General features: G+C 60.5%; 16 protein-coding genes. 7 read left to right on the top strand and 9 right to left on the bottom strand.

Features of this window, described 5'->3' with window-relative positions:
- Positions 1–164 precede the first annotated feature (164 nt).
- A complete protein-coding gene (locus J4721_RS14710; protein WP_014875380.1) occupies positions 165–941 on the top strand; it encodes a Hint domain-containing protein in 777 nt (258 codons plus the stop codon).
- 100 nt (positions 942–1,041) lie between these two features.
- On the opposite strand, the gene J4721_RS14705 is transcribed toward J4721_RS14710, so the two are convergent.
- Positions 1,042–1,542 (bottom strand): Lrp/AsnC family transcriptional regulator, encoded by a 501-nt coding sequence (locus J4721_RS14705; protein WP_014875381.1) that lies wholly within the window; start codon positions 1,540–1,542, stop codon positions 1,042–1,044.
- Positions 1,543–1,784: 242 nt separating this feature from the next.
- Between J4721_RS14705 and trxB the strand changes: the two genes are divergently transcribed.
- The 3 genes from trxB (at position 1,785) to J4721_RS14690 (ending at position 5,328) form a co-directional block, all read left to right on the top strand.
- A complete protein-coding gene (gene trxB, locus J4721_RS14700) occupies positions 1,785–2,726 on the top strand; it encodes a thioredoxin-disulfide reductase (RefSeq protein WP_014880737.1) in 942 nt (313 codons plus the stop codon).
- 5 nt (positions 2,727–2,731) lie between these two features.
- A complete protein-coding gene (locus J4721_RS14695; RefSeq protein WP_014880738.1) occupies positions 2,732–3,067 on the top strand; it encodes a ribonuclease E inhibitor RraB in 336 nt (111 codons plus the stop codon).
- Positions 3,068–3,252: 185 nt separating this feature from the next.
- On the top strand, positions 3,253–5,328 hold the full coding sequence (locus J4721_RS14690) for a bifunctional sulfate adenylyltransferase/adenylylsulfate kinase (protein ID WP_014875384.1): 2,076 nt from the start codon (positions 3,253–3,255) through the stop codon (positions 5,326–5,328).
- A 72-nt stretch (positions 5,329–5,400) separates the two neighbouring features.
- Here J4721_RS14690 and J4721_RS14685 read toward each other — a convergent pair whose 3' ends face one another.
- The 4 genes from J4721_RS14685 to J4721_RS14670 all read right to left on the bottom strand — a co-directional run bounded on the left by J4721_RS14685 (position 5,401) and on the right by J4721_RS14670 (position 8,064).
- A complete protein-coding gene (locus J4721_RS14685; RefSeq protein WP_211002989.1) occupies positions 5,401–6,270 on the bottom strand; it encodes a hypothetical protein in 870 nt (289 codons plus the stop codon).
- 18 nt (positions 6,271–6,288) lie between these two features.
- Complete coding sequence (locus J4721_RS14680; protein WP_211002990.1) at positions 6,289–7,170, bottom strand: PhzF family phenazine biosynthesis protein; 882 nt, start codon at positions 7,168–7,170, stop codon at positions 6,289–6,291.
- A 250-nt stretch (positions 7,171–7,420) separates the two neighbouring features.
- Positions 7,421–7,645 carry a DUF1150 family protein gene (locus J4721_RS14675; RefSeq protein ID WP_014875387.1) on the bottom strand — a complete coding sequence of 75 codons (225 nt, stop codon included), beginning with the start codon at positions 7,643–7,645 and terminating at the stop codon, positions 7,421–7,423.
- A 5-nt stretch (positions 7,646–7,650) separates the two neighbouring features.
- Positions 7,651–8,064 (bottom strand): Hsp20 family protein, encoded by a 414-nt coding sequence (locus J4721_RS14670; protein ID WP_014880742.1) that lies wholly within the window; start codon positions 8,062–8,064, stop codon positions 7,651–7,653.
- Positions 8,065–8,242: 178 nt separating this feature from the next.
- Here J4721_RS14670 and J4721_RS14665 point away from each other — a divergent pair, with 178 nt between their 5' ends.
- The 3 genes from J4721_RS14665 (at position 8,243) to J4721_RS14655 (ending at position 10,179) form a co-directional block, all read left to right on the top strand.
- Positions 8,243–8,467 (top strand): YdcH family protein, encoded by a 225-nt coding sequence (locus tag J4721_RS14665; RefSeq protein ID WP_014875389.1) that lies wholly within the window; start codon positions 8,243–8,245, stop codon positions 8,465–8,467.
- A gap of 130 nt (positions 8,468–8,597) precedes the next feature.
- Complete coding sequence (purE, locus tag J4721_RS14660) at positions 8,598–9,098, top strand: 5-(carboxyamino)imidazole ribonucleotide mutase (protein ID WP_211002991.1); 501 nt, start codon at positions 8,598–8,600, stop codon at positions 9,096–9,098.
- Entirely contained in the window at positions 9,091–10,179 is a 1,089-nt protein-coding gene (locus J4721_RS14655) for a 5-(carboxyamino)imidazole ribonucleotide synthase (protein ID WP_211002992.1), read from the top strand. Before purE ends, J4721_RS14655 begins: the two co-directional genes overlap by 8 nt.
- Positions 10,180–10,346: 167 nt before the next feature.
- On the opposite strand, the gene J4721_RS14650 is transcribed toward J4721_RS14655, so the two are convergent.
- The 4 genes from J4721_RS14650 to J4721_RS14635 all read right to left on the bottom strand — a co-directional run bounded on the left by J4721_RS14650 (position 10,347) and on the right by J4721_RS14635 (position 13,872).
- Positions 10,347–11,495: an alpha-D-ribose 1-methylphosphonate 5-triphosphate diphosphatase gene (locus J4721_RS14650; protein ID WP_211002993.1), complete on the bottom strand. Its 1,149-nt coding sequence runs from the start codon at positions 11,493–11,495 to the stop codon at positions 10,347–10,349.
- A complete protein-coding gene (locus J4721_RS14645) occupies positions 11,492–12,310 on the bottom strand; it encodes an alpha/beta hydrolase (RefSeq protein ID WP_211002994.1) in 819 nt (272 codons plus the stop codon). The genes J4721_RS14650 and J4721_RS14645 overlap by 4 nt, the downstream gene beginning before the upstream one ends.
- 103 nt (positions 12,311–12,413) lie before the next feature.
- Positions 12,414–13,295 (bottom strand): DMT family transporter, encoded by an 882-nt coding sequence (locus J4721_RS14640; protein ID WP_014880747.1) that lies wholly within the window; start codon positions 13,293–13,295, stop codon positions 12,414–12,416.
- Positions 13,296–13,344: 49 nt separating this feature from the next.
- Positions 13,345–13,872 (bottom strand): GNAT family N-acetyltransferase, encoded by a 528-nt coding sequence (locus J4721_RS14635; protein ID WP_254658595.1) that lies wholly within the window; start codon positions 13,870–13,872, stop codon positions 13,345–13,347.
- Positions 13,873–14,030 lie beyond the last annotated feature (158 nt).

Below are 14,030 nucleotides of genomic sequence, written 5' to 3'. Positions count from 1 at the left end.
CCAAGCGAGCCCCGCCGCGATTACCTGCCCTGCTGGGCGCATACACCGAACCGCGCGTATTGCGGATAGGATGCCCGGCAGGGATCAAGCGGCTTTGACGCGCTTTCTGCTCATCGCGCTGCCAAAGTCGATGTCTGTACAGTCATGAGAGAGGCAAGTTAGCCATGACCATACCTCAGTCGCTGCGACGCGCAGCTGCCAATGCGGTCGAAGCAAACGCCCTGTTGAAAGATCCGGCTGCCCAGCGCGGCGGTGCGCGGCCTCAGCTGCGCCGTTATGACGTCTGCAGCCTGTTGCCCAATGGCTCCATCGCCGAAACCCGCCACGTGGCCCCCTCTCTGCCGCTTTTTGAGGAGGCCTTTACCGCCTTTTGCCGCGGCTCGCTGATTGAGACCTCCCAAGGCCCCATCGCAATCGAAGATCTGTTGCCAGGCGATGAGCTGATGACCTTTGACGGCGATAGGCAGCCGCTCCTGTGGAAAGGCTGCACCAGCCTGATTCCCTCCCGCAGCGGCCAGAACGGGCGCAGCCATCGCCTGACCAGCTTCACTGCCGATAGCCTGGGCGAGGCGAAACCAATGTCAACGGTTGTCACTGGCCCAGCTGCGCGGCTGCTGCAGCGCGCACCGCTACCCGGTATTCAGCTGGAAAACGGCGCCTCACTGGTCCCGGTACAGCAGTACCACGACGGCATGAGCATCGTCGAAACCGCTCCCCCGACGGCAGTGGATCTATACCATATCTGCCTTCCACGGCATGCGGTGATCAATGTCGGCGGCCTGCCGTTTGAGACCTATCACCCGGGTCCCGAGGCGCTGAAACTGGTGAGCCACGCAATCCGCACACTCTATCTCAACCTGTTTTCCCATGTTGAGTCGATTGCGGGCTTTGGTTCGCTGGCCTATCCGCGCGTCGAACCCTCAGATCCTGATATGGTCTGAGGTCCGCCTGCGCGCAGCAAGGGGGTAGTCAACCCGACGCAAAAGGCGCCCGCTTGCGGGGCGCCTTTTTCATCGTCGCGGCCAGGGCTACCGGCCTTGGTCAGGCCTCACGCGCAAGACGCTGCTCGAGAACGTCAAACGGCACACCCGGCTCATCCTTGGCACCCCGGATGACCAGCGATGTCTTGACGCTGGCCACATTCGGAGTGGTCAGCAGATCACTGGTCAGAAAACTCTGGAAGGTGCTGAGATCGGGCGCGACGCATTTCAGGATGAAATCCACCTCGCCGTTCAGCATATGGCACTCCCGCACCAGCGGCCAGTCGCGGCATTTCGCTTCAAAGGCGCTTAGCTCAGCCTCCGCTTGGCTCTCCAGCCCCACCATGGCGAAAACCTGCACCTCGAACCCCAGTTCGCGCGCATTGACTTCGGCATGATAGCCCCGGATCAACCCCGCCTCCTCAAGCGAGCGCACCCGGCGCAGGCAGGGTGGTGCGGAAATACCGACACGCTTGGCCAGCTCAACATTGGTCATGCGACCGTCGGCCTGTAATTCCGACAAAATCTTGCGATCAATCGGATCAAGGCGTGTTGTGACCATCTGGAAGCTCCTGTTGAAATTTCCGTTTGTTATACCAGCATCCAAAGCGCACGCAATATTATTTCAGTTGCGCGCAACAATATTTGCCAATGATAAGATGAGACCTCAGCATCTTATTATACCTGCCAAGATCAAGGGCGCCCGACTTCGGCCAAGCCGGGGCTTTAAGACGCCGCCGGGTGCAGTTATATGCATTGCCTGACGGCGGCAAGACCGCCCTTTTCATCTATTGGGGAAATGAGATGAGCGACACGCGCCACACCAAGGTTCTGATCATCGGGTCCGGCCCGGCAGGCTATACTGCCGGTGTCTATGCCAGCCGCGCCATGCTGGAGCCGATCCTGGTCCAGGGCATCGAACCGGGTGGCCAGCTGACCACCACCACCGAGGTTGAGAACTGGCCCGGCGATACCGAGGTTCAGGGTCCGGATCTGATGGTGCGGATGCAGGACCACGCAAAGGCCATGGGCTGTGAAATCATTGGGGACATCATCACCGACCTCGACACCACCTCGCGCCCATTCGTGGCCAAGGGCGACAGCGGCACCATCTATACTGCGGATGCGGTAATCCTCGCGACCGGCGCGCGCGCAAAATGGTTGGGTCTGCCGTCTGAGGAGAAATTTAAAGGCTTCGGCGTCTCCGCCTGCGCCACTTGCGATGGCTTCTTCTATCGCGGTCAGGAAATCGTCGTGATCGGTGGCGGCAACACCGCCGTGGAAGAGGCGCTGTTCCTGACCAACTTTGCCTCCAAGGTGACCCTGATCCACCGCCGCGATGAGCTGCGCGCGGAAAAGATCCTGCAAGACCGCCTGATGAAGAATCCGAAGATCGAACCCCTGTGGTTCCACCAGCTGGAAGAAGTGGTCGGCACCGAAAATCCGCTGGGCGTCGAAGCCGTCCGTGTGAAGAACGTGAAAACTGACGAGATCACCGAGATCCCCTGTAAAGGCGTCTTTGTCGCTATTGGCCATGCCCCGGCCACCGAACTGGTGAAGGATGTGCTGGAAACCCACAACGGCGGCTATGTAAAGGTGACGCCCGGCACCACCGAAACCTCAATCCCCGGTATTTTTGCCGCCGGAGACCTGACCGATCACAAGTATCGCCAGGCTGTCACCTCGGCTGGCATGGGCTGCATGGCTGCGCTGGACGCCGAACGCTTTCTGGCAGAACAGGAGTGAGCGCCGTGGCGCATGATTTTGACACCCAGAAGGCCGAGACATTCTCGGCCTTTTCAGATCTGCAGGCGGAGGGCGATCTGCCGTTTGAGGCTGATCTGGACCTGTTCTTTGTGTCTGGCGAAGCCGACAAAGAATGGATGCCACTCGCCGAAGCGCTGGCCGACATTGGGTTTCACACCCAATGGGCCGAGGCAGAAGGGGACGAACCTGCAACGCTCATTGCGACAATGCCGGATCAGATCCTGTCAGCTTCCGCAATCTGGATGGTCGAAGAGGTTGCAACCCGCGTAGCAATCGATCATGGCTTTCGGCCCGATGGTTGGGGATTTGCAGAGGGCTAACCCCCTGCCCGCCTCAGACAATCAGATCCCTGTTCCCGAGCAGAGATCGCATGAGACCGCCCGTTCCGCTTGCGTTGCAATTTGGGAACGGCGGTCTTTTTCACTCAAAGCATAGTGGTTTTGCCTTTGCTGCGACTGCAAACCATGAGATGCGTTCACGCGTGAACACACTTTGAGTCGACCCGATGCCAGCTACCCCCACCACCCCAAGCCATGAGGACGAAGATTTGCTCTTTCGTATCCTCAGCCAGCTCGACAAGGCGCCAGACGCCTCGCAGCGGGCAACGGCGGCGGCAGTGGGCACCTCTCTGGGTCGCCTCAATGCGCAGCTGCGCGCAGCTGCTGAGGCGGGGCTGGTCAAGGTCAGCGAACGCGCCGGCCCGGACAAGCGCCAACGCTTTGCCTACGCCCTCACCACCCGCGGTGCCGCCGAGAAGATCCGGCTCACCGATCAGTTTCTCGCCCGCAAGTTCGCTGAATATGACGCGCTGCATGCGGAACTCACCGGAACCACCAGTGGCCTCGTCCCATTTAAGTACAGGACCAAGTTGATGCAAAATAATCTCGCCCCCATCCCGGAGCTTTACGTCTCCTATGACTCCGCACAAAAGCTGAAGGTCGAAGCCGCAGAGCTGAAAAGCCACGACCTGAGCCCGCGCCAGATCTGTGATCTGGAGCTGCTGATGAACGGTGGCTTCAACCCGCTGAAGGGTTTTCTGAACGAAGCAGACTACAACGGCGTCGTCGAAAACATGCGCCTTGCGGACGGCACCCTCTGGCCGATGCCGATCACGCTGGATGTGTCCGAGGATTTTGCCGCATCGCTTGAGATTGGCGAAGACATCGCGCTGCGCGATCAGGAAGGCGTGATCCTGGGCACAATGACTGTGACCGATCGCTGGGAGCCCAATAAATCGCACGAAGCGGAAAAAGTATTCGGTGCCGATGATGACGCCCATCCGGCAGTGAACTATCTGCACAATACCGCAGGCAAGATCTATCTCGGTGGCCCGGTGACCGGCATCCAGCAGCCCGTCCACTATGATTTCCGCGGGCGTCGCGACACCCCGAACGAGCTGCGCGCCTATTTCCGCAAGCTGGGCTGGCGCCGTATCGTGGCCTTCCAGACCCGCAACCCGCTGCACCGTGCCCATCAGGAACTGACCTTCCGCGCCGCGCGCGAAGCCCAGGCCAACCTGCTGATCCACCCGGTTGTTGGCATGACCAAACCGGGCGATGTTGATCACTTCACCCGCGTGCGCTGCTATGAGGCAGTGCTGGACAAATACCCGGCGGCAACCACCTCCATGTCGCTGCTCAATCTGGCAATGCGCATGGCCGGCCCGCGCGAGGCGGTCTGGCACGGCCTGATCCGCAAGAACCACGGCTGCACCCATTTCATCGTCGGTCGTGATCACGCAGGCCCCGGCAAGAACTCCGCCGGTGAGGATTTTTATGGTGCCTATGACGCGCAGGACCTGTTCCGCGAGCATCAGGAAGAAATCGGCATCGAAATGGTCGACTTCAAGCACATGGTCTATGTGCAGGAGCGCGCCCAGTATGAGCCGAATGACGAGATCGAAGATCGCGACAACGTCACCATCCTGAACATCTCCGGCACTGAACTGCGCCGCCGTCTGGCCGAAGGTCTGGAAATCCCCGAGTGGTTCTCCTTCCCCGAGGTGGTAAATGAGCTGCGCAAGACCAAGCCGCCGCGCTCCAAGCAGGGCTTCACCGTCTTCTTCACCGGCTTCTCCGGCTCCGGCAAATCCACCATTGCCAACGCGCTGATGGTCAAGCTGATGGAGATGGGCGGTCGCCCGGTGACCCTTCTGGATGGCGACATCGTGCGGAAAAACCTCAGCTCCGAGCTGGGTTTCTCGAAAGAGCACCGCGATCTGAACATCCGTCGTATCGGCTATGTGGCGTCTGAGATCACCAAGAACGGTGGCATCGCCATCTGCGCGCCCATCGCACCCTACGCCACCACCCGCCGCGCCGTGCGCGAAGATGTGGAACAGTTCGGTGCCTTCCTTGAGGTGCATGTCGCCACCTCGATCGAGGAATGCGAACGCAGGGACCGAAAGGGTCTGTATAAACTGGCACGCGAAGGCAAGATCAAGGAATTCACCGGGATCTCGGATCCCTATGATGTGCCAACAGATCCTGAATTGCGCGTCGAGACCGAGAATGTCGACGTCGACAACTGCGCCCATCAGGTTCTGCTGAAACTGGAAAACATGGGGCTGATCGCAGGCTGATTGCGCCCCCCCGAATAAACACGACAAAGGCCGCCTGTCCGGGCGGCCTTTCTCATATGCGCCAAAGCTGTATCAGAGGCTTGCCAACAGCGCCTCCGCCGCGCGCCGCTCGATCTCTCCATAGTATGCAGCCGCCGGTTTGATCGCCCGAAGCGCTGACAGCCGCGTGGCATAGTCCCCGTGGGAGATCATCGCAATGGAAGCGCGCAGTTCCTCCGCCGAGGTACAGACCATCATGCCAGCCGGATCAAAGAAGTCGCTGATGTTGGGACACCCCCAATAAATCGGCACCGTTTCACACAGGATCGCATCGATGAGTTTTTCAGAGAAGTAATTCCGCTCACGCACATTCTCGATCACCACACTATATCGATAGGGCGCCAGCCCGTCGGACTTCGCATCGAAAGGTTGGTATCCGCGCCCCAGAATGGCCACCTCGCGCTGACTGGTGTTCAGATGTTCGGCGATCTCGTGGCGCAGCCTATGCCCCGGATGATCCCGCTTGGCCGAGGCGATCAAGGACAGATCCGCGCATTTCTCAACGGCCAGATCCCGCCACTCCGGCACCCAGGTGGTGCCAAAAGGCAGAAACACACCATTGCCGATCCGGCCCAGAAGATCATCGTCATAGCTGAACACCCGGTAAAATCGCCGCCCGGTCCAGGGCAACAACCGATGATGCAGCGCCGACATGATTTTCGGCTCCATCACCATCATGGAGATCCGCGCAGCGCAGGGCCAGCGAGGTTGAAAATGCATCGCCGTTTTGGCCCATAGGATCAGATGGTCCCGCGCTGTCAGGTCCGCAACACACCCGCTGATCAGATCCGCAGGGCAGCCAAGCGGCCAATGCAGCGAGGCCAGCTTGCGATTGGCGAAATCACGATTGAGTCTGACACCATAAGGCACCACCGCAACGGCGGGTTCTCGCGTGACATTCATGGCGCTGCCGCCCCCTGCTTAGCTGGCGTCGCGCAAATCGACGGTGCCGCGCATCAGCACATAGCCCCGCCCCGCAACCCGGATACCGCTGGGCGCCTCTGCCGGACCCACCCGGGTTACGACGGCTTGCCCTGGCCGCCCCAGCCCATGCCCCTGCTCGGCGATGAACTGATCCGAAGCCATCAGACCATGCCGCCACAGGTAGGCAGCCATCGCCCCGGTTGCCGAACCGGTGAACGGATCCTCCGGCGGACTGGGCGGCGTCATCAGCAGCCGTGAAAACGTATCGCCCTCCGCCGTGGCGCCGTCCAGGGTCACCAGAAACGGCTCCATCATGTCGATGCCCTCAGCCCCCATCGCCTCCCCCAACCGGGTAAGCGCCGGGATATCCAGCTGCGCCGCCTCCAGAGAGGCCCGGTCCCGCAGCACCGTGATGCAGAAGGGCAACCCGGTGGACACTCGCTGTGGCTGTCCGACAATAGCGTCCACCGGCAAAGAGACGGCCGCTGCTACCAACTCCGGATCGGCAAAGGCACCGAACTCAGGCGCGACCTGTGTCATTTCAATCAGACCATCCACAACGGTTACGCGTACGAGGCCAGCGCCGGTTTCCAGCGTAATCGTATCCTCGGTCATAAGGCCGCGATCCCGCAGCGCTGCAACGGTCGCGATGGTCGGATGACCGGCAAAGGGAATCTCCCGACTGGCCAGGAAATAGCGCACTCGCACGTCGGCAACCTCAGATGGCCCGGTAAACGTACATTCCACCAGCGAGGTTTCACGCACGTAGGCCATGCAGGTCTCATCGCTCAGCTCCGCGCCACCATGCACGACCGCACAGCCATTGCCGCCAAAGGCCCGCGCCGAAAACGCATCAACCCAATCGAAATCGTAGCGCATGCCTCTCTCCCGCAATCAATCCCGTCACGCCCAAGCAAAACCACGCCGATGGCGGCATCGCAAGGGGCATTTGGTTGCGGGTTCCGACATAGCACGGCCCATGAGAACGCCCTGGGTTCTGGCATCATAGCCAGATCCGAGCCCCTGTCGTCAGCACGAAAAAGGGCGCCACGAGGGCGCCCGATCCTTGAACTGCGGCAAGATTGGCAACAGCGATACCGCTCGCACCCCTTAGCCGTCAGCAATGTTGTCAGTGCACAGGCACCGGCGCATAATCATGTTGCCGCGCCAGCACGAAGGCCATCTTGCGGTCACTGACCAAGGCCAACTGCTCCCCCGCCGCATCATGCACCGCATAAAGCTGTGTGCGCCCGTCAGCGCCGGCCTGAACCTCAGCAGGGAGATCGGCCACATCAACTGCCTTCACGTAGACAATACGGCTGTCCGCATCGTTGAACTGGTAGGCTGTATGCATCTGTCTTACCCCTTCTTGATGTTGATTGTCTGAACCACGGTTTCCGGCCGCGAGCGGGTCAGGTCGACGTGTAACAAGCCATTTTCCATAATCGCCTCGCCCACTTCGACACCATCTGCCAATACAAACATGCGCTGAAACTGGCGCGCGGCAATGCCCCGGTGCAAAAACACGCGCCCGTCGCTGTCATCGCTCTGCCGACCCCGGATGACCAATTGCCGGTCCTCTACGGTGATCGCCAGATCTGCCTCGGCAAAACCGGCTACGGCCAGCGTGATACGATAGGAATGATCTGAGGTTTGTTCAATGTTATAAGGGGGGTAGCCTTCATTCCCGGATTTGGCCGAGCGTTCCAGAAGGCGTTCCAATTGCTCAAATCCCAACATATGCGGATACGAGCCGAGTGTGAGTTTAGACACGGGTTTCGTCCTTGATTCTAAAGCGACGTATGGTGGCGGCCCCATTATGGCGACCGCTTTCCTAAGAATATGGGTGTTTTATGCGTTTTCACAAGCCCAAGGCACCGCAGCGCTGGCGCAAAAGCCCCTAAAAGCGTAATATTCGCCAAGTCTTAACCCGCCAGAAGCCGAGTCGCCAATGAACGCACCAACCGATATCTCCATGAAAACCGACGATGTTTTACAGGTGGAGCTGGAGGTGTTTCGCAGGCAACACCGCGATCTGGACGAGGCAATCACCGCCCTGCAGGACCGTGGCACCAGCGATCAGCTGACCATTCAGCGGCTGAAAAAGCAGAAGCTGATCCTGAAGGATAAGATCGCGCTGATCGAAGACCGGCTGACACCGGATATCATCGCCTGATCTAGACCTCCAAACACTGCGCCCCAAAAGGGTTCATTGCCGCATTGCGTGATGCACAGGGTTCTCTATAGTGCGCGCTTCCTCCAACCCAGCGGGTTCGCAGGCCCGCGGCATGACAGGATCTGAGCCTATGCCAGAGCATACCGCCGACATCAAAGTGGGCATCATCATGGGCAGCCAGTCGGATTGGCCCACTATGAAAGAGGCCGCCACCCTTCTGGATGACCTGGGCGTCCCCTATGAGGCCAAGATTGTCTCGGCCCACCGTACCCCCGACCGGCTGTGGAACTACGGAAAATCCGCTGCCGAACGCGGCTTGCAGGTGATTATCGCCGGCGCCGGCGGGGCCGCTCACCTCCCCGGCATGGTCGCCTCCAAAACCCGTGTGCCCGTTGTTGGCGTACCGGTCCAGACCCGCGCCCTCTCCGGTGTGGATTCGCTCTATTCCATCGTGCAGATGCCCAAGGGGTTTCCCGTTGCCACCATGGCCATCGGTGCCGCCGGGGCGGCCAATGCAGGTCTGATGGCGGCTGGTATTCTGGCGCTGCAGGACACAGACCTCGCCCAGCGCCTCGACGATTGGCGCGCGGCCCTCTCAGCCTCCATCCCGGAGGAACCTGTCGATGACTGATCTGTCTGAAAACGCTCTGAAGCCCGGCGCAATCATCGGCATCCTCGGTGGTGGTCAGCTGGGGCGGATGCTCTCGGTCGCGGCCTCGCGCCTCGGGTTCAGAACCCATATCTTTGAGCCCAGCGCCACGCCGCCCGCAGCCCATGTTGCCGACCGGATCACCACCGCCAGCTACGAAGATGCCGAAGCACTGGCTGCATTCGCCGCCTCCGTCGATGTGATCACCTATGAGTTTGAAAACATCCCGACCTCGGCCCTTGATCTGCTTGAAACACTGAAGCCGATCCGCCCGGGCCGCGAGGCACTGCGCATCAGTCAGGATCGCCTGACCGAGAAGACTTTTCTGCAGGATCTGGGTCTGCAAACTGCCGCTTTTGCCGATATCTCTGATCAGGCCAGCCTCGACGCGGCGCTGACACAGATTGGCGCCCCGTCGATCCTGAAAACCCGCCGTTTTGGCTATGACGGCAAGGGGCAAGCCCGGATCAAGACACCTGATGACGCAGCCGAAGCCTTGGCTGCCATGGCAGGTGCGCCCTCGATCCTTGAAGGGTTCGTGAATTTCAGCCATGAAGTCTCAGTCATCGCAGCCCGTGGCGTCAGCGGTGAAATCGCCTGCTTCGACCCAGGCGAGAACATCCACCGCGACGGTATCCTGCATACCACAACCGTTCCTGCCCGGCTCAGCGCGGGGCAGCGCATGGATGCGGTGTTGATGGCAGGCAAAATCCTGAATGCGCTGGAATATGTCGGCGTCCTCGGCGTCGAGCTGTTTGTCACACCTCAAGGGTTGATCGTGAACGAGATCGCCCCGCGCGTCCATAACTCCGGCCATTGGACCCAGAACGGTTGCGCCATTGATCAGTTCGAGCAGCATATTCGTGCGGTTGCGGGCTGGAGTCTTGGTGACGGGCAGCGGCATAGCGATGTTGTGATGGAAAACCTGATTGGCGCCGATATGGACCGGGTACCGGAGCTCGCGCGCGAACCAAACGCCGCACTCCATCTCTACGGCAAGGCAGAGGCAAAGCCGGGACGCAAGATGGGCCATGTGAACCGGGTGCAAAAACCGCAGACTTGAGCTGCGGAGCTTAGGTATCGGGGCGCTGCCCCAAACCCCGGGATATTTTCAGAAAGAAAATACACCAAAAGGCGCGACAGGGCGGTAAAAGCGACCCCGCCGGTTTTACGCGCGGCACAGAGGGCCATCCGGCCTGATGGGCTGCGCTCCCGCTTTATCTTCCGCTGTCAGGTGAGAAAACGAGCGGCCACATCACCACTCATATAGCTGACCCGCCCGCCTGAAAAAGTCGCCGCAATCTGACCATTGGCATCAAGGACCACCAGATCGGCCCGTAGCCCTGCCGCCAAGCGCCCCCGATCCTCAAGGCCGAGGATCTGCGCGGGCCCCTCCGACACCAACCTCCAGGCGCCTGCCAGATCCAGCAAACCAGAGCGTTCCAGCATCAAAGCCGCCCGGCGCGGGCTGGGATAGTGGTAATCCGACGCCAGCGCATCGCACAGCCCCATGGCAATCAGGTCCAATGCTGAGGCATTGCCCTTATGCGAGCCGCCCCGCACCACATTGGGCGAGCCAAGAATGACAGCGTCGCCTGCGGCTTTGGCCGCCTCTGCGGCCTCCATCGTTTCCGGGAATTCCGAAATTCGTGCGCCGCGATTGCGCCAGGTGATCCGGTCCCCTGCGCTGTGGTCATCATGACTGCCAAGACAGATCCCCGCAGCCCCCAGCGTTGCTGCCAGTTTATCAAGTGCTGCGGGCACCTCTGGCCTCCGGGCATGCATATCCTTCAGCATCTGCCAATGGACGTCCGGATTGCGTCCGGCTTTCAGCGCCTGCCCGGTGAGGCGCGGCGGTTTTTTTCCCTGTGCCAGCCGGTCATGCGGCAGATGGTCGTTGAACACCACATAAGGCACCTGCCATTGCGCAATCTGAGAGGGCAGATCATCATAGGCATCCAACAGATGGATCTCGAACCGCAGTTGCGGAATCAGATCCGTCACCACCCGGGGTCGCGCCGCTTTGATCCCTTCAAACACCTGGTCTGCAAATTCCGGGCCACGCAGCCCGCCTTCCCAGGAATAGAACTGTGCCAACACAGCCGTGGTGATGCCATTTGCGGCCAGTTCAGCCTCGGCTGCAATCACCCCTTCGCCCATCTGTTTCATAGCGCCACGGCGCGGCGCGAGATGGCGCTCAAACCCATCGCCGTGCAAATCCACGATGCCGGGCAGTATACGGTAGCCTGATAGATCAATCGCCCTCCCAGCCCGTGCTGTCTGAATCTCACCTCCTGCGAAGGTCAGCGCGCCGCCGCGCTCCATTCCATCCGGGCGCAGCACATCTGCCCCGGTCAATGTCAGTTCGAGCATGGTCATGGCTGCCCCTCTTCTTGCGGCTGGTTCCCATCATCACTGCACTGGCCTTGCGCACAGGCCTCCTCAATCTGTCCCGTGATCGAGTCGAGCCATGTGATATCGGGATCAAAGCGCCCGGCGTCGAGGAAATGCAGCGCCTGTGCGATGACCTGCGGGTTGTTCATCATGAACGTATGGGTGACGGGCAGTACGATATGATCCGCCATACCGTCCAGATAAGTGCTCTGCACGGAGACTTTGCCATCATCTGCTCCCGGAATAATCGCAGAGAAAATCGGGTTGAGCGAAAGATCCCCGGCAATCACACCCACCGGGAAACTGGCCGGCGGCAACCGGTTGGGCAGGCTGTTTGCATTCGTCCCCAGCTGCAGGCCAGCGGGCCCGTTCAAAAGGCCAAACACCTCCCAATCGCCCAGCTCATCCACCAGCTCACTGCCATGGTTGGGCGGGGCCAGCATGACCGTGCGACCCAGCGCCTCTGGCCGGTGGCCCTGAAGCCAGTGACGCAGCAGGATGGCTCCCATAGAATGGGTGACAAAATGGATACGCTCGCCTTCTGAGATTAGAGCCGTGCATTGATCCACTGCAGCGGGCAGCGTCTGCGCCGCAAGATCCGCCACCGCTTTGTCAGTCGAGGGGTAGCCGGGGATAACAACCTTGACACCGCGCGCCCCAAGCACCTGCCCCATCACCGCCAGCGATATTTCACTGCGGGCCAGCCCATGCAGCAGGATCGCGCAATCCGCACGCGCCACGACTGTGGAGAAACACAAAACAGCGCCCGCCAGCGCAGAGGAGATAAAGGAACGGATCATGGTGTCTCGCGACCTCACTGGGATCATGGAACACTGCACATAGGGCCAAAGCGCTGCAACGGGAAGGGTGGACCGCAAAGGGGTTCTGCTGTGACGCGACGTGTCAGCGCTCCGCCACCGTCTTGCTGCGCGCAGCCGCCCTGCGACCGGGCGCAGACAAGACAACAACGGCAATACCGCCGAGGACAGCTGCCGATCCGATCACCAGCGCAACGGCGATATCCTCTCCCAGCAATGCAGCGCCTGCGAGGATTGCAATCACCGGCACGGACAATTGCACCGTCGCCGCCACCGCAGGCGACAGCTGGGGAAGCACATGATACCAAAGCGCATAGCCAAGTCCCGAGGTCACCGCCCCAGATAGGACCGCCAGAAAAACCCCCGCCCGCGTGAACACGATATCACCACCAAACAGCATGACCCCCGGCACCATCATCAAAGTTGCAACAGCAAAGTTCACCGCCGTTGCCGCAAGCGGCGCCCTCGCTCCGCGCCCGAGCAAACTATACGCCGCCCATCCAAGCCCCCCAAGAGCCATCAGCAGCGACGCCCCAAGAGGCGCGACAGATGCGCCATCGGTCGGCCAGACCACAAACGCAAGCCCGGCCAGCGCAATCCCTGCCCCGCCGATCTGTCCCGCCGACACCGGGCTGCCACTGCAGGCCCCCCAGAGGAACATTGAAACCTGCACAACACCAAACAGGATCAGGGCGCCGAGGCCCGCATCAAGATCTTGATAGGCCACGGAAAACCCGACGATATAGATCGAAAGCGCCGCCGCCCCCCAAAGCGCCTGCCGCAGATCGCGCCGCAACGACAGTCCGCTGAAAACGCAAAGCGTAATCAGCGTTACCGCGCCGGAAAACAGCCGCAGCAGACCAAAGCTCGTGGCTTCCATATAGCCCCCACCAATGGCCAACCGGCCCAGAATAGAGTTCGCAGCAAAGGCCACCATGGTGAGAGAGACGAGAACAATCAGGCGCATGTGCTAGGGCTACCCCGCCGGGATGCGCGGGGCCACTGATATTTTTGTGTCAAAGGTCCGAAAGGGCCCGTGGGTAAACCAGCTCTGCTTCTGGCACGTCATCGCCGCAGCGCAAGATTAGCGTGGATTCCAGTGGACAGGGGCTCTTGAGCTTCTGAGCCCGCTGCCAGCTGAAACCATACCGGCCATAAAAGGAGGGCTTGCCCAGAACCACAATGGTCTTGGGCACATTGGCCGGTAGTCTTTCAAGTGGAATTTCATAAATGGCTGCCAACTCCTGCAGCATCCGGGTGCCGAACCGCCATGGGCTGCGATACATCTCATCCTTAGGCCCGCCAACGGCCATATTCGGATTGCGCTCCGCCAGCCTGCCACCCTGCCATTCAGGCCGCACCGCCATCGGCGCCAGACAGGCCCAGCCTTCAGGCGCATACATCCGGCTCAGCGCAAAATAGCCACCGGTCTTTCCATTCCAAGGCTTACGGGACTCTAGAAGCATGTCACCATCGGCCCGCAACTGCCGCACGAGCCGCGCTTCGGCATCAGTTGGGAATGCCGACTTCAGCAACCTATCCACTTCTTCATAGTGTTCTTCGTTGACGCTAGTCGAAAAATCAGGCCCCACAACCATCGCAAACCTGCCCCCAATCACCTTTCCTAAAATACTCGCGCCGCAGGCAGGTCCGCAAGGCGGGCCTTCGCTCTCCAGCAAAACAAAAAGGGACCGCCCGAAGG

Origin of the sequence: Phaeobacter sp. HS011, from assembly GCF_018101215.1 — a bacterium.
GTDB lineage: Bacteria > Pseudomonadota > Alphaproteobacteria > Rhodobacterales > Rhodobacteraceae > Phaeobacter > Phaeobacter inhibens.
The sequence above is the reverse complement of the archived record's forward strand: the minus strand, read 5'-3'. Positions and strand labels throughout refer to the sequence as shown.

Coding starts and splice junctions, on each gene's coding strand:
- J4721_RS14710 (WP_014875380.1), top strand. CDS start 165: ATGACCATACCTCAGTCGCTGCGACGCGCAGCTGCCAATGCGGTCGAA.
- J4721_RS14705 (WP_014875381.1), bottom strand. CDS start 1,542: ATGGTCACAACACGCCTTGATCCGATTGATCGCAAGATTTTGTCGGAA.
- trxB (WP_014880737.1), top strand. CDS start 1,785: ATGAGCGACACGCGCCACACCAAGGTTCTGATCATCGGGTCCGGCCCG.
- J4721_RS14690 (WP_014875384.1), top strand. CDS start 3,253: ATGCCAGCTACCCCCACCACCCCAAGCCATGAGGACGAAGATTTGCTC.
- J4721_RS14685 (WP_211002989.1), bottom strand. CDS start 6,270: ATGAATGTCACGCGAGAACCCGCCGTTGCGGTGGTGCCTTATGGTGTC.
- J4721_RS14680 (WP_211002990.1), bottom strand. CDS start 7,170: ATGCGCTACGATTTCGATTGGGTTGATGCGTTTTCGGCGCGGGCCTTT.
- J4721_RS14675 (WP_014875387.1), bottom strand. CDS start 7,645: ATGCATACAGCCTACCAGTTCAACGATGCGGACAGCCGTATTGTCTAC.
- J4721_RS14665 (WP_014875389.1), top strand. CDS start 8,243: ATGAACGCACCAACCGATATCTCCATGAAAACCGACGATGTTTTACAG.
- purE (WP_211002991.1), top strand. CDS start 8,598: ATGCCAGAGCATACCGCCGACATCAAAGTGGGCATCATCATGGGCAGC.
- J4721_RS14655 (WP_211002992.1), top strand. CDS start 9,091: ATGACTGATCTGTCTGAAAACGCTCTGAAGCCCGGCGCAATCATCGGC.
- J4721_RS14650 (WP_211002993.1), bottom strand. CDS start 11,495: ATGACCATGCTCGAACTGACATTGACCGGGGCAGATGTGCTGCGCCCG.
- J4721_RS14645 (WP_211002994.1), bottom strand. CDS start 12,310: ATGATCCGTTCCTTTATCTCCTCTGCGCTGGCGGGCGCTGTTTTGTGT.
- J4721_RS14640 (WP_014880747.1), bottom strand. CDS start 13,295: ATGCGCCTGATTGTTCTCGTCTCTCTCACCATGGTGGCCTTTGCTGCG.